This is a genomic window from Sinorhizobium sp. M4_45, assembly GCF_002885915.1.
GTDB lineage: Bacteria > Pseudomonadota > Alphaproteobacteria > Rhizobiales > Rhizobiaceae > Sinorhizobium > Sinorhizobium meliloti_A.
In genome coordinates this window covers 915,644-935,038 of sequence record NZ_NWVE01000002.1, presented here as the reverse complement: position 1 = coordinate 935,038, position 19,395 = coordinate 915,644, and the positions used below count along the sequence as shown (strand labels likewise).

The 19,395-nt window shown below is 61.3% G+C and carries 27 protein-coding genes and 1 pseudogene; 10 read left to right on the top strand and 18 right to left on the bottom strand.

Features of this window, described 5'->3' with window-relative positions; translation table 11 throughout:
• From CN933_RS10285 to CN933_RS10250, 8 genes and pseudogenes are all read left to right on the top strand, one after another.
• Window positions 1-146: pseudogene (locus CN933_RS10285) on the top strand (S-(hydroxymethyl)glutathione dehydrogenase); the annotation flags it as partial.
• A 76-nt stretch (window positions 147-222) separates the two neighbouring features.
• Window positions 223-663, top strand: coding sequence for a YaiI/YqxD family protein (locus CN933_RS10280; protein WP_018099569.1), 441 nt, complete (start codon window positions 223-225; stop codon window positions 661-663).
• Window positions 664-685: 22 nt separating this feature from the next.
• Complete coding sequence (locus tag CN933_RS10275) at window positions 686-1,345, top strand: DUF1345 domain-containing protein (RefSeq protein WP_018099568.1); 660 nt, start codon at window positions 686-688, stop codon at window positions 1,343-1,345.
• Window positions 1,346-1,361: 16 nt separating this feature from the next.
• Window positions 1,362-2,195: an S-formylglutathione hydrolase gene (gene fghA / locus CN933_RS10270; RefSeq protein ID WP_018099567.1), complete on the top strand. Its 834-nt coding sequence runs from the start codon at window positions 1,362-1,364 to the stop codon at window positions 2,193-2,195.
• A 33-nt stretch (window positions 2,196-2,228) separates the two neighbouring features.
• Window positions 2,229-2,606 carry a fluoride efflux transporter CrcB gene (gene crcB / locus CN933_RS10265; protein WP_018099566.1) on the top strand — a complete coding sequence of 126 codons (378 nt, stop codon included), beginning with the start codon at window positions 2,229-2,231 and terminating at the stop codon, window positions 2,604-2,606.
• Window positions 2,607-2,644: 38 nt separating this feature from the next.
• The gene (locus CN933_RS10260) at window positions 2,645-3,637 is read left to right on the top strand and encodes an RluA family pseudouridine synthase (RefSeq protein ID WP_018099565.1); all 993 of its coding nucleotides are present in this window, start codon (window positions 2,645-2,647) and stop codon (window positions 3,635-3,637) included.
• Window positions 3,637-4,302: an HAD-IA family hydrolase gene (locus tag CN933_RS10255; RefSeq protein ID WP_018099564.1), complete on the top strand. Its 666-nt coding sequence runs from the start codon at window positions 3,637-3,639 to the stop codon at window positions 4,300-4,302. Before CN933_RS10260 ends, CN933_RS10255 begins: the two co-directional genes overlap by 1 nt.
• Window positions 4,295-5,080: an ATP12 family chaperone protein gene (locus CN933_RS10250; RefSeq protein ID WP_018099563.1), complete on the top strand. Its 786-nt coding sequence runs from the start codon at window positions 4,295-4,297 to the stop codon at window positions 5,078-5,080. The genes CN933_RS10255 and CN933_RS10250 overlap by 8 nt, the downstream gene beginning before the upstream one ends.
• Before the next feature lie 120 nt (window positions 5,081-5,200).
• Here the strand turns inward: CN933_RS10250 and sugE are convergent, their stop codons facing one another.
• From sugE to CN933_RS10235, 3 genes are all read right to left on the bottom strand, one after another.
• Complete coding sequence (sugE, locus tag CN933_RS10245; RefSeq protein WP_102761422.1) at window positions 5,201-5,515, bottom strand: quaternary ammonium compound efflux SMR transporter SugE; 315 nt, start codon at window positions 5,513-5,515, stop codon at window positions 5,201-5,203.
• Between the two features lie 165 nt (window positions 5,516-5,680).
• Window positions 5,681-6,991 (bottom strand): replication-associated recombination protein A, encoded by a 1,311-nt coding sequence (locus tag CN933_RS10240; protein WP_018099561.1) that lies wholly within the window; start codon window positions 6,989-6,991, stop codon window positions 5,681-5,683.
• Window positions 6,988-8,385, bottom strand: a complete 1,398-nt coding sequence (locus CN933_RS10235) for a DegQ family serine endoprotease (protein WP_018099560.1) — start codon at window positions 8,383-8,385, stop codon at window positions 6,988-6,990. The genes CN933_RS10240 and CN933_RS10235 overlap by 4 nt, the downstream gene beginning before the upstream one ends.
• Before the next feature lie 287 nt (window positions 8,386-8,672).
• Here CN933_RS10235 and msrP point away from each other — a divergent pair, with 287 nt between their 5' ends.
• On the top strand, window positions 8,673-9,614 hold the full coding sequence (gene msrP, locus CN933_RS10230; protein ID WP_102761418.1) for a protein-methionine-sulfoxide reductase catalytic subunit MsrP: 942 nt from the start codon (window positions 8,673-8,675) through the stop codon (window positions 9,612-9,614).
• A 2-nt stretch (window positions 9,615-9,616) separates the two neighbouring features.
• Window positions 9,617-10,267 (top strand): protein-methionine-sulfoxide reductase heme-binding subunit MsrQ, encoded by a 651-nt coding sequence (gene msrQ, locus CN933_RS10225; RefSeq protein ID WP_102761417.1) that lies wholly within the window; start codon window positions 9,617-9,619, stop codon window positions 10,265-10,267.
• Window positions 10,268-10,469: 202 nt separating this feature from the next.
• On the opposite strand, the gene rplQ is transcribed toward msrQ, so the two are convergent.
• From rplQ to rplX, 15 genes are all read right to left on the bottom strand, one after another.
• Window positions 10,470-10,895, bottom strand: a complete 426-nt coding sequence (gene rplQ / locus CN933_RS10220) for a 50S ribosomal protein L17 (RefSeq protein WP_003536492.1) — start codon at window positions 10,893-10,895, stop codon at window positions 10,470-10,472.
• A gap of 45 nt (window positions 10,896-10,940) precedes the next feature.
• Window positions 10,941-11,951: a DNA-directed RNA polymerase subunit alpha gene (locus CN933_RS10215; RefSeq protein WP_003536494.1), complete on the bottom strand. Its 1,011-nt coding sequence runs from the start codon at window positions 11,949-11,951 to the stop codon at window positions 10,941-10,943.
• A 103-nt stretch (window positions 11,952-12,054) separates the two neighbouring features.
• Complete coding sequence (gene rpsK / locus CN933_RS10210) at window positions 12,055-12,444, bottom strand: 30S ribosomal protein S11 (RefSeq protein ID WP_003536496.1); 390 nt, start codon at window positions 12,442-12,444, stop codon at window positions 12,055-12,057.
• A gap of 230 nt (window positions 12,445-12,674) precedes the next feature.
• Window positions 12,675-13,043: a 30S ribosomal protein S13 gene (gene rpsM, locus CN933_RS10205; protein ID WP_003536498.1), complete on the bottom strand. Its 369-nt coding sequence runs from the start codon at window positions 13,041-13,043 to the stop codon at window positions 12,675-12,677.
• A gap of 230 nt (window positions 13,044-13,273) precedes the next feature.
• Window positions 13,274-13,852 (bottom strand): adenylate kinase, encoded by a 579-nt coding sequence (locus tag CN933_RS10200; protein WP_018099557.1) that lies wholly within the window; start codon window positions 13,850-13,852, stop codon window positions 13,274-13,276.
• Complete coding sequence (secY, locus tag CN933_RS10195; protein ID WP_018099556.1) at window positions 13,849-15,189, bottom strand: preprotein translocase subunit SecY; 1,341 nt, start codon at window positions 15,187-15,189, stop codon at window positions 13,849-13,851. The genes CN933_RS10200 and secY overlap by 4 nt, the downstream gene beginning before the upstream one ends.
• A 235-nt stretch (window positions 15,190-15,424) precedes the next feature.
• A complete protein-coding gene (gene rplO / locus CN933_RS10190) occupies window positions 15,425-15,895 on the bottom strand; it encodes a 50S ribosomal protein L15 (RefSeq protein ID WP_018099555.1) in 471 nt (156 codons plus the stop codon).
• Between the two features lie 12 nt (window positions 15,896-15,907).
• Entirely contained in the window at window positions 15,908-16,111 is a 204-nt protein-coding gene (gene rpmD / locus CN933_RS10185; protein ID WP_003536508.1) for a 50S ribosomal protein L30, read from the bottom strand.
• Between the two features lie 12 nt (window positions 16,112-16,123).
• On the bottom strand, window positions 16,124-16,693 hold the full coding sequence (rpsE, locus tag CN933_RS10180; RefSeq protein ID WP_003536510.1) for a 30S ribosomal protein S5: 570 nt from the start codon (window positions 16,691-16,693) through the stop codon (window positions 16,124-16,126).
• Window positions 16,694-16,826: 133 nt separating this feature from the next.
• The gene (rplR, locus tag CN933_RS10175; RefSeq protein ID WP_003536512.1) at window positions 16,827-17,189 is read right to left on the bottom strand and encodes a 50S ribosomal protein L18; all 363 of its coding nucleotides are present in this window, start codon (window positions 17,187-17,189) and stop codon (window positions 16,827-16,829) included.
• Window positions 17,190-17,201: 12 nt separating this feature from the next.
• Window positions 17,202-17,735 (bottom strand): 50S ribosomal protein L6, encoded by a 534-nt coding sequence (rplF, locus tag CN933_RS10170; RefSeq protein ID WP_003536514.1) that lies wholly within the window; start codon window positions 17,733-17,735, stop codon window positions 17,202-17,204.
• A gap of 40 nt (window positions 17,736-17,775) precedes the next feature.
• Window positions 17,776-18,174, bottom strand: coding sequence for a 30S ribosomal protein S8 (rpsH, locus tag CN933_RS10165; protein WP_003536517.1), 399 nt, complete (start codon window positions 18,172-18,174; stop codon window positions 17,776-17,778).
• Window positions 18,175-18,186: 12 nt separating this feature from the next.
• Window positions 18,187-18,492 carry a 30S ribosomal protein S14 gene (rpsN, locus tag CN933_RS10160; RefSeq protein WP_003536519.1) on the bottom strand — a complete coding sequence of 102 codons (306 nt, stop codon included), beginning with the start codon at window positions 18,490-18,492 and terminating at the stop codon, window positions 18,187-18,189.
• Between the two features lie 34 nt (window positions 18,493-18,526).
• Entirely contained in the window at window positions 18,527-19,084 is a 558-nt protein-coding gene (gene rplE, locus CN933_RS10155; RefSeq protein WP_003536522.1) for a 50S ribosomal protein L5, read from the bottom strand.
• On the bottom strand, window positions 19,077-19,388 hold the full coding sequence (gene rplX, locus CN933_RS10150) for a 50S ribosomal protein L24 (RefSeq protein WP_003536524.1): 312 nt from the start codon (window positions 19,386-19,388) through the stop codon (window positions 19,077-19,079). Before rplX ends, rplE begins: the two co-directional genes overlap by 8 nt.
• Window positions 19,389-19,395 lie beyond the last annotated feature (7 nt).

Below are 19,395 nucleotides of genomic sequence, written 5' to 3'. Positions count from 1 at the left end.
ACGTGCCGAAGATCGTCGACTGGTACATGGAGGGCAAGATCGAGATCGATCCGATGATCACCCACACCATGCCGCTCGAGGACATCAACAAGGGGTTCGAGCTCATGCATTCCGGCGAGAGCATTCGCTCTGTCGTTGTCTACTGAGTTCGCAATCTCATTCAGGAAAGCGCCGGAGGACACTGAATCCGGCGCTTTTTTGCCTGCCGGGAAATTATCCACGATGATCTATGTCGATGCCGATGCGTGCCCGGTAAAGCCGGAAATCCTGAAGGTGGCCGAGCGCCATGGCCTGGAGGTGACCTTCGTCGCCAATTCCGGCCTGCGCCCCTCGCGCGATCCGATGGTTCGCAACGTCATCGTGTCGGCCGGTTTCGACGCAGCGGATGATTGGATCGCCGAACGCGCCAGGGACGGCGACATCGTCGTCACTGCCGACGTGCCGCTTGCCGTGCGCTGCGTCGGCGCCGGAGCGCTCGTCACCGGGCCGACCGGGCGCGTCTTCGACGAAACCAACATCGGCATGGCATCCGCGATGCGAGACCTCTCGGCCCATCTCAGGGAGACCGGGGAAAGCAAAGGCTATAACGCCGCCCTCACCTCCCGCGACCGCTCCGCTTTCCTCGAAACGCTTGACCGACTCTGCCGACGGGTAAAAAGGTAGAGCCGGCGAACGGAGGCGGCGAATGGATAGGAAGGCAGGCCTGCGGCACTGGCCGTTCTATCTCGCCCTGACGGGCGGGTTGATGAGCCTGCCGATCGGTTTTGCATTCTTCCGCGCAGAAGCAATCGAGGTCGCGGCCATCCTCTTTTTCCTTATCTATCTGTCGATCACGGCTTTGCGGCTTCCCAAACTTACAGGCAGTTATCTCCAGGCCAATGCGCGCGACACGGGTGAGCCGGAGCCGATCATCTTCCTGGTGACGCTCGTTGCCGCGGCGACGTCGCTGGTGGCTCTGTTCCTCGCGCTGAACCGCGCCGGGGGCGGCGGCGCGGTGGGGCTGTCCATCGCCTTCGCAGCGGTTGCGCTCGGCTGGGCGACGATCCACACCATGGCGGCGCTGCATTATGCTCATCTTTATTGGCTTGCCGACCGCAATGATCCCGCCAGCAATCCCGCAGCGCGCGGTCTTGCATTCCCGGAGACCGACAGTCCCGGCGGATACGATTTCCTCTATTTCGCCTTCGTCATCGGGATGACGGCGCAGACGTCGGATGTCGCCATCACGACAACGGCGATGCGCCGCGTGAACCTGATGCACGCTATCGTCTCGTTCTTCTTCAACACGGTGCTCGTCGCCGCCGCCGTCAATGCCGCGGTTCAGCTTGCGGGTGCCACCCCATGAAATTCAGGAGCAAAGAATGAAAGTAATCTCGCAGAACACGGCCTTCGGCGGCATGCAGGGCGTCTACGCTCATGATTCCACGGCCTGCAAAGGCGAAATGACCTTCGCCGTCTTTGTACCGCCGCAGGCGATCACGGAGCCTCGCCCCGTTCTCTGGTATCTCTCCGGCCTCACCTGCACCCACGCCAATGTCATGGAGAAAGGCGAGTACCGGCGCATGGCCTCGGAACTGGGACTCATCATCGTCTGCCCGGATACGAGCCCAAGAGGGGCGGATGTTCCCGATGAGCTCACCAACTGGCAGATGGGCAAGGGCGCCGGCTTCTATCTCGATGCGACGGAGAAGCCCTGGGACGAGCACTATCGGATGTACAGCTACATCACAGAAGAACTCCCGACCCTCGTCGGCCAGCATTTCCGCGTGGATATGAGCCGCCAGGGTATCTTCGGCCACTCGATGGGCGGGCATGGCGCAATGACCGTCGCTCTCAAGGACCCCGAGCGTTTCAAGAGTTGCTCCGCTTTCGCGCCGATCGTCGCGCCGTCTTCCGCCGATTGGTCGGTCGGTGCCTTCGAGAAGTATCTCGGTCCCGACAAGACCGCCTGGCGGAAATACGATGCCTGCGCCCTCGTCGAGGACGGGGCCCGCTTCCCGGAATTCCTGATCGACCAGGGCAAGGCGGATAGCTTCCTCGAAAACGGTCTGCGCCCCTGGCTGTTCGAAGAAGCCGTCAAAGGAACGGGCATCGGGCTTACGCTCCGGATGCATGAGCGTTACGACCATTCCTATTATTTCATTTCGACCTTCATGGACGACCATCTCAGATGGCACGCCGAGAGGCTCGGCTGACAGGATGCAGCCTTCTCGGATCGGAACAATTTGATGAACCATATCCTCCTCGTCGGTGCCGGCGGCGCTCTTGGCTCCGTCCTGCGCTACCTCGTCGGCCTCTGGATGCTGCAGCGCGCCGGACCCGTCTTTCCCTGGGGGACGCTGTTCGTGAACGTTACGGGTTCCTTTCTGATCGGTTTTCTGGCGCAATTCATCATGCACAAGATGGGAGCCTCGCCGGAAATACGCGTGTTCCTGATCACCGGCGTGCTGGGGGGCTACACGACGTTCTCGGCCTTTTCGCTCGACGCGATCACCCTTCTGGAACACGGGCAGACGATGAGCGGCCTCGCCTATATCGTGGCGAGCGTCGGTCTTTCGATACTTGCCGTGTTCGCCGGGCTGGCCCTGATGCGCGCAATGGTCTAAAGCCAGCCTTTAAAGAAAAGAAGGCGGATTTCTGCAAAATGGCGGGCATAGAACACAGGCAGGTTGACAGCGACGAAGCGGGAATGCGTCTCGACCGCTGGTTCAAGGTGCATTTCCCCGGACTGGGTTTCGGTCCGCTGCAGAAGCTGCTGCGTTCCGGACAGATCCGCGTGGACGGGGCGCGGGCAAAATCCGACACGCGCATACAACCCGGCCAGACGATCCGCATTCCGCCGCTCGGCGTCGATCCCAAGGAAGCGAAATCCGGCCCGATCGGCGGCCGGGACCTGCGTCAATCGCCGGACGGGGAGCTTCTGTCGCGCATGGTGCTGCATGAGGATGCCAAGGTCATCGTGCTCAACAAACCGGCCGGCCTTGCCGTTCAGGGCGGCTCGGGCGTCAACCGGCACATAGACAAGATGCTCGAGGCCTGGACCAGCCAGAAGGGCGAAAAGCCGCGCCTCGTCCATCGTCTCGACCGTGACACGTCGGGCGTACTTGTCGTCGCCCGCACGCGTGGGGCTGCGCAACAGCTGACCGCGGCATTTCGCGAGCGCGACACCAAGAAAACATACTGGGCCCTGGTCAGGGGCGTGCCGCGCAAGCGGGAAGACAAGATTTCCACCTGGCTCGTAAAGGAGCCCACGCCCGATGGCGACCGTGTCCGGATTGCCAAGCACGGCGAGAATGGCGCCGACCACGCCATCTCCTATTACCGGATCGTCGAGCAAGCCGGGCAGAATCTCGCCTGGCTGGAAATGGAACCCTATACCGGCCGCACGCACCAGCTGCGCGTCCACGCCGCCCATATCGGCCATCCGATCATCGGCGACCCGAAATACTTCGAAGCGGACGTCAACTGGACCTTCCCTGGCGGCATGCAGAACCGGCTGCACCTTCATGCGCGGCACATAGATATTCCGCATCCGAACGGCGGGCGGCTGAAGATCACCGCTCCCCTGCCCCAGCACATGGTGCAGAGCTGGAATCTGCTCGGCTTCGACGAAAACGCCGCCGGCGAGGAAGAGTGATGAAGCTCGTCCTTTTCGATTGCGACGGAACGCTCGTCGACAGCGCGGGACTGATCCATGAGGTGATGGCCCGCACCTTCGAGGCCTTCGATTTGGATCGCCCGACAGCGGACGCGACCAAGGCGATCATCGGCCTCACTCTCGATATCGCGATTGCCCGGCTCATGGGGCAGGAACACGTCGACGACCGGGCGACCGCAATGACGGCGCATTACAAATCTATATTCGCCTCGGTACGAGGCGAACCCGGCTGCAGCGAAGCGCTGTTTCCGGGCATTGCGGAGATGATGCAGACTCTGGTTGGACGCGACGAACTGCTGATCGGCGCCGTCACCGGCAAATCGAGGCGAGGTCTGACGCATATCGCGGCGATGCATGGATTCGACAAGATATTCTTCGTCTCCCGCACGGCGGACGACTGCCCCTCGAAGCCGCATCCCGCCATGGTGACGGAGTGCTGCGCGGAGGCCGGAGTCGATCCCCGCGACACGATCGTGATCGGAGACGCGATCTATGACATGCAGATGGCGAAGGCCGCCGGCGCCGATGCCCTGGGCGTCGCCTGGGGTTACGCCAGTGTCCCGGAGCTGATGGCATCCGGTGCGGATCACATCGCCCGCGTTCCGGCAGACATAATCGAATGGATGGACCATAGCCATGCCTGATATTCGCGACGAACTGAGTGGTGCGCTGAGCCACGACGATCCTGTGCGCCGGGCCCAGATCCAAATGCAGAAACCGCTGCCGAAACGCTTCTACAAGCAGGCGAGCGCCGCACCGGCGGATGACGGCGGATACGCCGTGCTCCTCGACGGAAGGTCAGTACGCACACCGGCCAAACGGGCGCTCACCGTACCTACCGAAAAGCTCGCAGAGCTGCTGGCAGCCGAGTGGGACGCCCAGACCGAAATCATCGATCCCTCGGCGATGCCGCTCACGCGGATCGTCAACACCGCGATCGACGGAGTTGCGCTCGACGATCGTGCGGTCTTCGACGATATCGTCCGTTTTGTCGGCAGCGATCTTCTCTGCTATCGGGCCGACAGCCCGAAAGAACTCGTCGCTCGGCAGAACGAACACTGGAATCCGATAATCGACTGGGCCGCCCGGACGCTCGGCGCCCGGTTCATTCTCGTGGAAGGCGTGATCCATCAGGAACAACCGGCGGAGGCGGTCTCGGCCTTTGCCGAGGGCCTGCGCGGCTTTGCGACACCGCTCGGCCTCGCCTGCCTGCACACCGTCACCAGCCTGACCGGATCCGCCCTGCTCGCTCTTGCCCTCGCCCTGGGCAGGCTCTCCGCCGAACAGGCATGGGCTGCCGCTCATGTCGACGAGGATTGGCAGATCGAACAGTGGGGAACAGACGAAGAGGCATTCAGACGGCGCGAAAACCGCTGGCGGGAAATGCTGGCTGCCGCGGTCGTACTCGACGCGCTGAAGTGACGTGAAGGGTCACTTGCTCCTCATCCCCCTGCCGGGGCGCCGCGAGTCTCTTCGCCCCGCTGGCGCGAAGAGAGTGGCCGGCAGGCCGGATGAGGGGCAGAATTTCAGTGGTCCAACACGTCAGCCGACGAGCTTCAGACCGGCGATGCCCGCGACGATAATGCCGATGCAGCCGAGGCGCATCGCCGTTGCGGGCTCTGCGAACAGAATGATGCCGAGAATGACGGTACCGACGGTGCCGATGCCGGTCCACACGGCATAGGCCGTGCCAAGCGGCAGCGAACGCACCGCTATTCCGAGCAGAACGACGCTCAGGATCATCGACCCGACCGTCAGCACAGTCGGCGTGAACCGCGTAAATCCATCCGTGTATTTGAGACCGATCGCCCAGCCGATTTCGAGAATTCCGGCGAGCAACAGCGTGAACCAGGCCATATCGAACTCCTTCATGTGGAGCGAGGCCGTCCCCGCGGAAGTTCGGATCCATTCGATCCGTGCAGCCGTCTGCGATGTGGTTCTTCTATGCCACGGGCTCATCGGGACAGCAAGGCATCCTGTGGCAAGGCAGCCCTGCGGGAGTGACGGAGCTGGGGCGAGCCCTCACGAATTCCGGTCGCGCCGGAGCTTGTTCCACCACTCCAGCCGCTTGCGGATCTCACGTTCGAAGCCGCGCTCCGGGGGATCGTAGAAGGTCTTTCTGCCCATCTTCTCGGGGAAATAATCCTGGCCGGAGAATGCGTCGGGCTCGTCATGATCGTAGCGGTACCCGTCGCCGTAGCCTTCCCCCTTCATGAGCTTCGTCGGAGCGTTGAGGATGTGCTTCGGCGGCAGCAGAGATCCGTTCTCCTTGGCCGCGCGCATCGCCGCCTTGTAGGCGGTATAGACCGCGTTGGATTTCGGCGCCGTTGCAAGATAGACGCAGGCCTCGGCAAGAGCCAGTTCCCCTTCGGGAGACCCGAGATAATCATAGGCATCCTTGGCGGCATTGCAGATCGCCAGTGCCTGCGGATCGGCAAGGCCGATATCCTCGACCGCCATCCGCACGAGCCGCCTGCCGATATAGAGCGGATCCTCCCCGGCATCGAACATGCGGCAGAGATAATAGAGCGCCGCGTCCGGGTCGGAGCCCCGAACGGATTTATGGAGCGCCGAGATCAGGTTGTAATGGCCGTCCTGGCCCTTGTCGTATACCGGCGCGCGGCGCTGGACGATCTCCTGAAGCCCGGCGGAATCGAATATCTCGTCCCGGCGCGCCGCCCGCCATACCTCTTCCGCGAGCGTCAGCACCGCCCGGCCGTCCCCGTCCGCCATGCGGATCAGGCTGGCCCGCGCTTCGTCATCGAGCGGCAGCGGTTTGCCCTCGGCTGCCTCCGCCCGCTTCAGAAGTTCCTCGAGGCTGGCCTCGTCATGCGGCTTGAACGTCAAGACGCGGGCCCGCGAGAGAAGCGCGGCGTTAAGCTCGAAAGACGGGTTCTCGGTGGTGGCGCCGACCAGGACGACGGTGCCATCCTCCATGACCGGCAGGAAGCTGTCCTGCTGCGCCCGGTTGAACCGGTGGATCTCGTCGACGAAAAGCAGCGTCTGGCGCCCCGACATGCGCCGGGCGCGCGCAGATTCGAATACCTTCTTAAGATCCGCAACGCCGGAGAAGATTGCCGAAATCTGCTCGAATGCGAGACCTGCCTCGCCTGAAAGCAGACGGGCAACCGTTGTCTTGCCGGTTCCCGGCGGGCCCCAGAAGATCATCGAGCCGAGGGATCCGGAAGCGATCATCCGTGTGAGCACGCCGTCGGGGCCGGTCAGATGCTCCTGGCCGGTCACCTCCGCCAGCGTGCGCGGGCGCAGGCGATCGGCCAGCGGCCTTGCCGAGGCCATTTCAGGAGGTTCATGGGGGGCGAAGAGATCGGTCATCGGAAGAACTGACGGATGATCTGGCCGTTGCGCTCGATCTCGACACGCCAGAAGGAGGCATCCTCGGCGACGACGCCTTCCAGCGTCTTCGAACTATCGATTGCCGTCCCGTTGACTGAACGAACGATATCTTTCGGTTCCAGGCCGATACGTGCAGCCGGCGAGCCGCGATTGATCTCGGTGAGGACCACACCCTGCAGCGACGTGGGCATGCGCAACTCGTCCGCAAGCCGCGGCGAGAGATTTGCCACGACAGCGCCGGCGAAGGGGTTGCGCCCCTCGATCAGCCGTTCGTCTCGTGGCTGCGTTTCCGGCGCCCGCTCAAGCTTGAGGGCGATTTCGCGCGAACTGCCGTTCTCCGAGATCGTAACCCGCGCCTCGTGACCGATCCCCACGGTGGTCAGACGATAACCCAGCGCATCGGGGTGTTCGACCGGTATGCCGTTGACGGCGGTGACCACCTGTCCGGGGCGCATGCCGGCGCTCTCCGCCGGACCGCCTGCGACGACCGCCGTCACCAGCGCCCCGCGGGCCCGCTCAAGCCCGAGCGCCTCGGCCACATCGGAAGTCACCGGCTCGAAAGTCGCCCCGACGAAGGGACGGATGAACGAGCCGTTGCCTCCTTCAGCGGAGGCAACGAAAACCTTGACCAGGTTGGCGGGGATCGCAAAGCCCACGCCGTTGGAACCGCCGCCTCTGGAAAAAATCGCGGTGTTGATGCCGATCAACTCGCCCTTCATGTTGATCAGGCCGCCGCCGGAATTTCCCGGATTGATCGCCGCATCCGTCTGGATGAAAAAGCCGAAATCGCCGTTGGAAATCTGGTTGCGGGCGAGCGCCGACACGATGCCGCTCGTCACCGTCTGCCCGACGCCGAAGGGATTGCCCATCGCCAGAACCAGGTCGCCGACCTCCACCGCGTCGGAATCACCGATCGGGACGATGTCGAACGGACCGTCCGACTGAATTTTCATGACAGCCAGATCGAGGCGATCATCCTTCAATATGACTTTGCAGGGGAACTCACGCCCGTCGGCGAGCGCCACCTTGATATCGTCGCCGCCCTCGATGACATGGTTGTTGGTCACGACCAGGCCATTGCGGCCGACGATCACGCCCGACCCCAGAGACGACTGCTTCTCGGTGCGATTCGGCATCCGCTGCCCGAAGAATTCCTCGAAGAAAGGGTCGCCGGCAAAGATCGAGCGACGCTCCACCACGCGCTCGGCATACACGTTGACGACCGCATTCGCCGTCTGTTTGACGAGCGGCGCGAAAGAGAGCTGCATCTCCGACCGCGACTGCGGCACGGTCCTGGCATCCTGGGCCATCGCAGGTGACGATATGGCAACAGCAAGCACGAGAGCCGCGAGAGCGCGATGGCCGAAGATCATGAAGCATTCTCCCTTTCGTTGCAGCTACGTTCAGATAGGATTTCGCACGGAAAAAGGCAAACCTGTTGCCCGACAATCCAACGCAATGCAGCCGCAAGGAGGGGTCGTTTCATCAGGGAATTCATAGGAGTACATGCTGCGCGCCAATTGCTCGGCCTTGCGCTCCCAAAGACGCAGGCGACGTTCACGAGTCATGCACGAAAACGTGGTCTCGCCAGCCTTTTCCGGTGATCGAAACTCTGCTCATTTGCGTATTAGAAAAAGTCGAATGACACCGAGGAGACCCCATGCCCAGCTATCGCACGCCGAAGATTGCCGCTGCCGAAATCACCCCGGAGCGCTTCTTCCTGGATCGGCGGACCTTCATCGCCGCCGCGGCCGGAAGCCTGGCCCTCGCCGTGCCCAAGCCGAGCCGCGCGGCCGCACTCGACGCGTCCAAGAGCAAATACAGGGTCGATGAGCCCGTCACGCCGGAAAAGGACGCCACCACCTACAACAACTTCTATGAATTCGGGACCGGCAAAGGCGATCCGGCTGCCAACTCCGCAAACTTCAAGCCGGCGCCCTGGACGGTGAAGGTCGACGGATTGGTCGGCAAGCCGCGGGAATTCGGCCTGGAGGAGCTCCTGGGCTTCCCTCTCGAAGAGAGAATTTACCGGATGCGCTGCGTCGAAGCGTGGTCGATGGTCATTCCCTGGGTCGGCTTTCCATTGGCCGCGCTCCTCGACAGGGTCGAGCCGCTCGGAAGCGCGAAATATGTCGCCTTCGAGACCGTGGTCCGGCCGGAGGAAATGCCGGGCCAGTCCGGCTATTTCCAGCCCCTGGAATGGCCCTACCGGGAAGGCTTGAGGCTCGACGAAGCGCGCCACCCGCTGACGATCCTCTCCGTCGGGCTCTATGGCAAGACGCTACCGAACCAGAACGGCGCACCTATCCGCCTGGTGGTGCCGTGGAAATACGGCTTCAAGGGAATCAAATCGATCGTGCGCATCTCTCTGACCGAGACGCCGCCGCCGTGCACCTGGAACATCGCCGGGCCGAATGAATACGGCTTCTATGCCAATGTGAATCCAGCCGTCGATCATCCCCGCTGGAGCCAGGCGACCGAAAACCGTATCGGCGAAGGCGGCTTCTTCGGCGCCAATCGCCGCGATACGCTCCCCTTCAACGGCTACGCAGAAGAGGTGGCAAACCTCTACGCCGGCATGGACCTCAGGGTGAATTTCTGAGGATGCCGAGCCTTCCTGCCCTGCCGAAGCGATTGCACGGCCCTTCGATCTGGGCGCTCTATATGCTCGGCTTCATACCGGCCGCCTGGGGGTTCTATCTTGGAGCCACCGGCCGGCTGCCCGGCAATGCGGTCAAGGAATTCGAGCACCTGCTCGGCATTTGGGCCCTGCGCTTCCTGATTGCCACGCTGACGATCACGCCGATTCGCGACCTCTTCGGCGTCAACTGGCTCAGATACCGCCGCGCCCTGGGCCTCCTCGCCTTTTACTATGTGATGATGCATTTCCTCACATATATGGTGCTGGACCAGACGCTCCTTCTCCCGGCGATTCTCGCCGACATCGCCCGCCGTCCCTTCATCACCATCGGCATGGCAGCCCTCGTGCTACTCATCCCGCTGGCGGTTACATCGAACAACTGGTCGATAAGGCGCCTTGGGCAACGATGGAACAAGCTTCACAGGCTCGTCTACGTGATTGCCGCGGCCGGCGCGCTGCATTTCGCCATGTCGGTGAAGGTCGTGGGCCCCGAGCAAATGCTTTATCTGTTCCTTGTGGCGGTGCTCGTCGCCTGGCGCGCCGTCAGAAAGCGGTTTCTGCGGTGGCGGCGCCAGGGCACCGCACCCGTACGGTCGCAAGCCCGAGCGGGATAAAGGCGCAACGTACAAGCCGCGAGAGCCGCACCGGCCAAAGCCCCGCAACACCTCTCCCGACCCTCATTTCTTCCTTTGCCTGTCACAGGATTTGAGAGGCACAGGAATGAGGATCTACTTCTACTTTTAATAAAACCAACAAAAAAAGCGGCCGGGGGCGATCAGCCCCCGGCCGCTTGAATGGTTTCGTCAACCGATCGGATCAGGCCGCTTCGGCTGCTTCGGCTTCGGCAGAAACGCGGGCGCGGTCCTTCGAACCCTTGGCGTCGACGTCGCGGTCAACGAATTCGATGACGGCGAGCGGGGCATTGTCGCCCTGGCGGAAGCCTGCCTTCATGATGCGCAGGTAGCCGCCGTTGCGGGTGGCGTAGCGCGAGGCAATCGCGTCGAACAGCTTCGAAACGACGGCAACGTCGCGGATCTGCGAGATCGCCTGGCGGCGGGCATGCAGATCGCCGCGCTTGCCGAGCGTGACGAGCTTTTCCACGATCGGACGGATTTCCTTGGCCTTCGGCAGGGTCGTGACGATCTGCTCGTGCTCGATCAGCGAAGCCGCCATGTTGGCAAACATCGCCTTGCGGTGGCTGGCGGTTCTATTCAGCTTGCGGCCGGCTTTACCGTGGCGCATGGCTATTCTCCTTTACTTGCAGGCATCCGCCCGCAGTCTAATAGGTTAGTACTGGTCTTCGTAACGCTTGGCGAGGTCTTCGATGTTCTCCGGCGGCCAGGACGGCACTTCCATGCCGAGATGCAGGCCCATGGAAGCGAGAACTTCCTTGATCTCGTTGAGCGACTTGCGACCAAAATTCGGCGTACGGAGCATTTCTGCTTCAGTCTTCTGAATGAGGTCGCCGATATAGACGATGTTGTCGTTCTTCAGGCAGTTGGCCGAACGGACGGAAAGCTCCAGTTCGTCGACCTTCTTGAGAAGCGCGGGGTTGAAGGCGAGTTCGGTGACTGCCTCTTCCTCGGTTTCCTTCTGCGGCTCGTCGAAGTTGACGAAGACCGACAGCTGGTCCTGAAGGATGCGGGCCGCGAAAGCGATCGCATCTTCGCCGGTGACGGAGCCATCGGTTTCGATGGACATCGTCAGCTTGTCGTAGTCGAGAACCTGGCCTTCACGGGTGTTTTCCACCTTGTAGGAGACCTTCTTGACCGGAGAGTACAGGCTGTCGACCGGAATGAGGCCGATCGGCGCATCTTCCGAGCGGTTGCGGTCAGCCGGTACGTAGCCCTTGCCGTTGTTGACGGTGAACTCCATGCGGATTTCCGCGCCCTCGTCGAGGGTGCAGATCACGTGGTTCGGGTTGAGGATCTCGATGTCGCCAACCGTCTGAATGTCACCGGCGGTCACGACGCCCGGGCCCTGCTTGCGCACGACCATGCGCTTTGCGTCGTCGCCATCCATCTTGATGGCGATTTCCTTGATGTTGAGCACGATGTCGGTCACGTCTTCCCGGACGCCCGGGATAGAAGAGAACTCATGCAATACGCCGTCGATCTGAACCGCGGTTACGGCAGCACCGCGCAGTGACGACAATAGGACGCGACGAAGCGCGTTGCCGAGCGTCAGGCCAAAGCCGCGCTCAAGCGGCTCCGCGACCAACGTTGCCTTGGTGCGGCCGGAGGAGGCGAACTCCACCTTGTTCGGCTTGATCAATTCCTGCCAATTTTTCTGGATCATGTTTTCTGCCTTCCGTTCGTTGCCACCATCCAATCGTGACAACCGAGCCCCGAAGACCGGGAGGACACCGGAACGTCCTCACCGGAATGTTGAATACAGATGATCAGACGCGGCGCTTCTTGCGCGGACGGCAGCCATTGTGCGGGATCGGGGTCACGTCACGGATCGACGTGATCATGAAACCTGCAGCCTGGAGCGCGCGAAGAGCGGATTCGCGGCCGGAACCAGGACCGCAAACTTCCACTTCCAGCGACTTCATGCCGTGTTCCTGAGCCTTCTTGGCGCAATCTTCAGCGGCGATCTGCGCGGCGAACGGGGTCGACTTGCGCGAACCCTTGAAACCCTTCGCACCGGCGGACGACCAGGCAATAGCATTGCCCTGCGCGTCGGTAATGGTGATCATCGTGTTGTTGAACGACGAATTGACGTGTGCGACGCCAGACGTAATGTTCTTGCGCTCGCGACGGCGAACGCGGGTGGCTTCCTTGGCCATAGGATCCCTTTCTTAGATCTCTGCACCGCCGTAATTCCAGCGGCTCCACCGGGAAAAGGATTGGTCGTCCCCTGCCCTGCATCTTACAATTCGCGACAGCCGGCATACCGGCGTCGCGAGCATTCCGAGAAACCGGTAACGGCACTCGCATTGGTCGGACACTTGCCCTTCCCAAACTGCAAAAGGAGGCCGGCGCGTGCGCCAGCCTCCCGTTTTCCCTTTTCGGGAAATTACTTCTTCTTGCCGGCGATCGCCTTTGCCGGACCCTTGCGGGTGCGGGCATTGGTATGCGTGCGCTGACCGCGCACCGGCAGGCCGCGACGATGGCGAAGACCGCGATAGCAGCCGAGATCCATCAGACGCTTGATGTTCATCGAGGTCTCGCGACGCAGGTCACCCTCGACCTGGTAGTCACGGTCGATCGTTTCACGGATCTGAAGGACCTCAGCGTCCGTCAGCTGGTGAACGCGACGCTCGGCCGGAATGCCGACCTTTTCGATGATTTCCTGTGCGAATTTCGTGCCGATCCCGTGAATATACGTCAGCGCGATGACGACGCGCTTTGCGGTCGGGATGTTGACGCCAGCGATACGTGCCACGTCTATTCTCCTTGCGTTCCAGTTGCCTACAGGCAATAGGTGCTTCGTTACGCGACCTTAAGAGCCGCTCGTTGATTGAGGTTCGAGACACGTCAAAAACGACCGTACCCGGACTTCATTTCGTTGAAGACCGCGCCGATCGCTTCTCTTGTCGCGAGTTGACGCAGTCTTTGGAGGAATCGGCCGAAAAAGTCAACTCCCCGGCGCTTCCATTTTGGCAAAGGCAATGCCTATACCAGAATCTTCTCGATCTCGGCCGTAACCGTATCCACATCCGCCATGCCGTCCACGGTCTTCAACCGACCGGTTCGGGCGTAGTGTTCCGAAAGCGGAGCGGTCTTTTCCCGATATTCCTGCAGACGCCGCCGGAATGCTTCCGGATTGTCGTCCGAGCGTACGGTGCCGCCGGCCGCGACGGTTTCGGCTACGCGATTCTCCATGCGCCGCACAAGAGCTGCCTCATCGACTTTCAACTCGATGACTGCATCGAGCTTCAGGCCTTTTTCCTCAAGCATCCCGTCGAGCGCTACGGCCTGCGGGACCGTGCGCGGATAGCCGTCGAGAATGAAGCCCCTTGCGCAATCCGGCGAATCGATGCGGTCGGAGACGATCTCATTGACGATTTCGTCGGAGACGAGCTGGCCGGCATCCATCACGGCTTTCGCCCGCTTGCCGACCTCGGTCGCCTGAGCTACGGCCGCCCGAAGCATATCCCCCGTGGAAAGCTGCGGAATGCCGTATCTCTCCGTCAGAAGCTTGGCCTGAGTACCCTTGCCAGCGCCCGGCGGTCCCAAAAAAATTAACCTCATCGTCCCCTCTTTCCTCCGCGCAGCTTCGACTTCTTGATCAGCCCCTCATATTGCTGGGCAATGAGGTGACCCTGGATCTGTGCTACCGTATCGAGGGTCACACTGACAACAATCAAAAGCGACGTACCACCAAGGTAGAACGGCACCCCTGTCTGCGAGATGAGTATCTCAGGCAGGATGCAGACAAAGACCAGGTAGATCGCGCCGATGACGGTAATGCGCGTCAACACGTAATCGATGTATTCAGCCGTGCGTTCACCCGGGCGGATGCCCGGAACGAACCCGCCATGCTTCTTCAGATTGTCGGCCGTATCCTTCGGGTTGAAGACGATGGCCGTATAGAAGAAGGCGAAAAAGGCGATCATCGCACCGTAAAGGATCATATAGAGCGGCTGACCGTGAGCGAGCGCACCGACGATCGCCGTTGCCCAGTCGGGCATGGTCGCGGTGTTGGCAAAGCCGGCAAGCGTGGCGGGCAGCAGGAGAAGCGACGACGCGAAGATCGCCGGGATCACGCCCGAGGTGTTGAGCTTCAGCGGCAGGTGCGACGTGTCGCCCTGGAACATGCGGTTGCCGACCTGGCGCTTCGGATACTGGATCAGCAGGCGGCGCTGCGCGCGCTCGACGAAGACGATCAAGGCGATCACGCCGACGACCATAACGATAATCGCAAGGATGAGAGGCGTCGACAGAGCACCGGTACGGCCGAGCTCAAGGGTTCCGGCAAGCGCCGAGGGCAAAGCGGCGACGATGCCGGCGAAGATGATCAGCGAAATACCGTTGCCGATGCCGCGGGAGGTGATCTGCTCACCGAGCCACATCAGGAACATCGTGCCGCCGAGCAGCGAAATAACGGTGGAAATCCGGAAGAACCAGCCCGGATCGTTGACGAGACCGCTGCCGCTTTCGAGACCGACGGCAATACCGTAGGCCTGCATCGCGCCCAACAGCACCGTGCCGTAACGGGTGTACTGGTTGATGACCTTGCGGCCCTGCTCGCCCTCTTTCTTCAGCTGCTCGAGCGCCGGAACGACCGACGTCATGAGCTGCACGATGATCGATGCGGAAATGTAGGGCATGATGCCGAGGGCGAAGATCGCCATACGCTCGACCGCGCCGCCCGAGAACATGTTGAAGAGGCCGAGAATGCCCCCCGACTGCCCCTGAAATGCCTGCGCGAATGCGTCCGGGTTAAGGCCCGGCAACGGAATGTAGGTGCCAAGTCGATAGACCAGAAGCGCACCGAGAGTGAACCAAAGGCGCTTTTTCAGATCTTCCGCCTTGGCGAAAGTCGAAAAATTCAGGTTCGAGGCGAGCTGTTCCGCTGCAGAAGCCATGCAATTCTCCGCGTACCAAGTCTCGGAAACACGGGAAAACCCGGTCGTTCCGGATGGAATCAGTTTTCGTCGTGGAAAACCAGGCGCGAGGCGATTGTCGCTGCAATCGGATGCCTCACCGTGGTTTCCGTTATGTCCCGTCGCGGCAGCCGATTCGCTGCGCTTGGACGTGAGGCTCACATATGGGAGCAAAACCGCCCGGCGTGAAGCACCCCGGGCGGTTCATCAGTCATATTTATTCAGCGGCTGCGGAGAGCAGCTTGACGGAACCGCCAGCCTTCTCGATCTTCTCGATCGCAGGCTTGGAGGCGCCGGCAACTTCAAGCGAAACCTTCGCCTTCAGTTCGCCGTCGGCGAGAACGCGCACACCATCCTTGACGCGGCGGATAACGCCGGCGGCCTTGAGAGCGGCGGCATCGACGGTCTTGGAGGCGTCCAGCTTCTTGGCATCGACTGCGGCCTGAATCCGGCCGAGCGACACGACAACGAACTCCGAAGCGAAGATGTTGTTGAAGCCGCGCTTCGGCAGGCGGCGGTAGATGGGCATCTGACCGCCTTCGAAGCCGTTGATCGCGACGCCCGAACGCGCCTTCTGACCCTTTACACCGCGACCGGCCGTCTTTCCGGAACCGGAGCCGATACCGCGGCCCAGACGCTTGCGGTTCTTGGTCGCGCCTTCGTTGTCCTTGATTTCATTCAGTTTCATATCTCGATCCCCTCACTTCTCGTCGACGACGCGAACGAGGTGCTGGACGGCCCGGATCATCCCGCGAACGGCCGGAGTGTCTTCCAGCGTGCGTACCCGGTGCATCTTGTTGAGGCCCAGACCGACGAGCGTCTGACGCTGCACGGCCGGACGGCGAATGGGGCTACCGATCTGCTCGACGGTAACCGTCTTCTTGGCAACTTCCTTCTTAGCCATCTGTCAGCTCCCTTATTCTTCGGAAGCAACGCCGGCGGAAACGCGACGGGACTGGAGCGTGGCGTACTTCATGCCGCGCTGTGCCGCGATATCCTTCGGGTGCATCTGGTTCTTGAGCGCGTCGAAGGTAGCGCGAACCATGTTGTAGGGGTTCGACGAACCGGTCGACTTGGCTACGACGTCGTGAACGCCGAGCGTCTCGAAGACGGCGCGCATCGGGCCACCGGCGATGATACCGGTACCGGGCTTGGCCGAGCGCAGCAGCACCTTGCCGGCGCCATGACGGCCGTGCACGTCGTGGTGCAGAGTGCGGCCACCGCGCAGCGGTACGAAGATCAGGTCGCGCTTGGCGGCTTCCGTTGCCTTACGGATGGCTTCCGGCACTTCGCGTGCCTTGCCATGGCCGAAGCCGACGCGGCCCTTCTGGTCGCCTACGACGACGAGAGCGGCGAAACCGAAACGACGACCGCCCTTCACCACCTTGGCGACGCGGTTGATAGCGACGAGCTTATCGACAAATTCGCTGTCGCGCTCTTCGCGGTTCTGGCGATCTTCGCGAGAACCTCTTCTTTCTTGTGCCATTGTCCTCTTCCTTTTTCTTTTCCGGGTGCAATCGGCAGATTGACGAAAGCCGCCTCGCTTCCTTGGAAATCGAAGCGGCCGGGGATTTGCGAAGCCGGGTTACGCCCGGGCATTGCGGCCCGGGCGACGAACCTTAGAAGTTCAGGCCGCCTTCGCGAGCTGCCTCGGCCAGCGCCTTGATGCGGCCGTGGTAGATGAAGGCGCCACGATCAAAGACAACGTCCTTGATGCCCGCCTTGGAAGCACGTTCTGCCAGGAGCTTGCCGACAGCCGTAGCGGCTTCGGTATCGGCGCCGGTCTTCAGCGAAGACCGCAGATCCGTGTCGAGGGTCGATGCCGAGGCAATCGTCTTGCCGGCAACATCGTCAATGATCTGCGCATAGATGTTCTTCGACGAGCGATGAACCGACAGGCGCGGGCGGCCATTGGCAACCGCCTTGATTTGACGGCGCACGCGGCTGGCGCGACGCACAAGAGTATCTTTCCTGCTAGCCATTTCGCGTGATCCTTACTTCTTCTTGCCTTCTTTGCGGACGATCCGCTCTTCGGCATACTTGACGCCCTTGCCCTTGTAGGGCTCGGGGCCACGGTATTCGCGGATTTCCGCGGCAACCTGGCCGACCTGCTGCTTGTTGATTCCGGAGACGACGATTTCCGTCGGCTTCGGCACAGCGATCGTGATGCCTTCCGGCGTCTGGTAGACGACGTCGTGGCTGAAACCGAGCGCGAGCTGCAGGTTCTTGCCCTGCATGGACGCGCGGTAACCGACGCCGTTGATTTCGAGCTTGCGCTCGTAACCGTCCTTCACGCCCTTGAGGATGTTCTCGATCATCGTGCGGGACATGCCCCACTTTGCGCGAGCATCCTTGCTCTCGTTGAGCGGCTGAACGACAACCGTGTTGTTTTCGAGCTTCACCGAAACTTCGTCATTTGCGACGAAGAACAGTTCGCCCTTCGGGCCCTTTGCCGTTACCTTCTGGCCATCCACGTTAGCCGTGACGCCTGCCGGAACTTGAACGGGCTTCTTACCGATACGAGACATTTTTATACCTGTCTGTTCGCTATGGAGATCCTGCTCGATCTTAGAAGATCGAGCAAAGAACCTCGCCACCAACATTCTGTTCGCGTGCCTGGTGATCGGCCATCACGCCCTTCGGAGTCGAAAGGATGGTGATGCCGAGGCCGTTCGCGACCTGCGGAATGGACTTGACCGAGACATAGACCCGGCGGCCCGGCTTGGAGACGCGCGCGATCTCACGGATCACGGATGCGCCTTCGTAGTACTTCAACTCGATATTCAGCTCGGCCTTGCCGTTGCCGAATTCGACCTCTGAGTATCCGCGGATGTAGCCTTCAGCCTGAAGGACATCCAGAACGCGTGCGCGAAGCTTGGAAGCCGGCGTCGAAACGCTCGACTTGCGGCGAGCAGCGCCGTTGCGGATACGGGTGAGCATATCGCCCAAAGGATCAGTCATTGCCATGTACCCGTCTCCTTACCAGCTCGACTTGACCACGCCCGGCACCTTGCCGAGATTGCCCAGTTCGCGAAGTGCAATACGCGACATGCGCAGCTTGCGATAATAGGCACGCGGACGACCGGTGACTTCGCAACGATTGCGGATGCGGGTCTTGGACCCATCGCGGGGCAGTTCGGCCAGCTTGAGGGTGGCCTTGAACCGCTCTTCGATCGGCAAAGACTGGTTCATGATGATCGCCTTCAGGACCGCGCGCTTGGCGGCGTGATTGGCAACCAGTTTGCGGCGGCGCTTGTTCTTTTCAACTGCGCTCGTTTTCGCCATAACAGTTATCCTTCTTTACGCTTGCCGTTACGGATTACTGACGGAACGGGAAGTTGAACTCTTTGAGAAGAGCGCGTGCTTCGTCGTCGTTAGTTGCCGTCGTGCAAACGATGATGTCCATGCCCCACATCTGATCAACCTTGTCGTAGTTGATCTCAGGGAACACAATGTGCTCCTTGATGCCCATGGCAAAGTTGCCACGACCATCGAAGGACTTCGGATTGAGGCCGCGGAAGTCTCGAACACGCGGAAGAGCGATGTTGATGAGACGATCCAGGAACTCATACATCCGAACGCCGCGCAGGGTAACCTTGGCACCAATCGGCATGCCTTCGCGAAGCTTGAAGCCGGCGATGGAGTTGCGAGCGCGGGTGATGACCGGCTTCTGGCCGGCAATCGCAGCGAGGTCGGCAGCAGCAACGGTCGGCTTCTTGGAATCGCCGGTCGCTTCGCCAACACCCATGTTGATGACGATCTTGTCGAGGCGCGGGATCTGCATTTCGTTGGCGTAGGAGAACTGCTCCTGCATCGCCTTGCGGATGCGCTCTACATATTCCTTCTTGAGCCGGGACTCATAAGCGGACTTAGCCATCGATCACATCTCCCGAACGCTTGGCCACGCGGACCTTCTTGTCACCATCGATCTTGAAACCGACGCGGGTCGGCTTGCCGTCCTTCGGATCGGCGATCGCGATGTTCGAAAGGTGGATCGAGGCTTCCTTGGTGATAATGCCGGCTTCCTGGTTCTGAGTCTGGCGCTGGTGACGCTTCACCACGTTGACGCCGCGCACGAGAGCCCTGTCTTCCTTCGGCATGACCTGAATGACTTCGCCGGTACGGCCCTTGTCCTTACCGGTCAGAACGACGACCTTGTCGCCTTTGCGAATCTTTTGCATCTCTGAT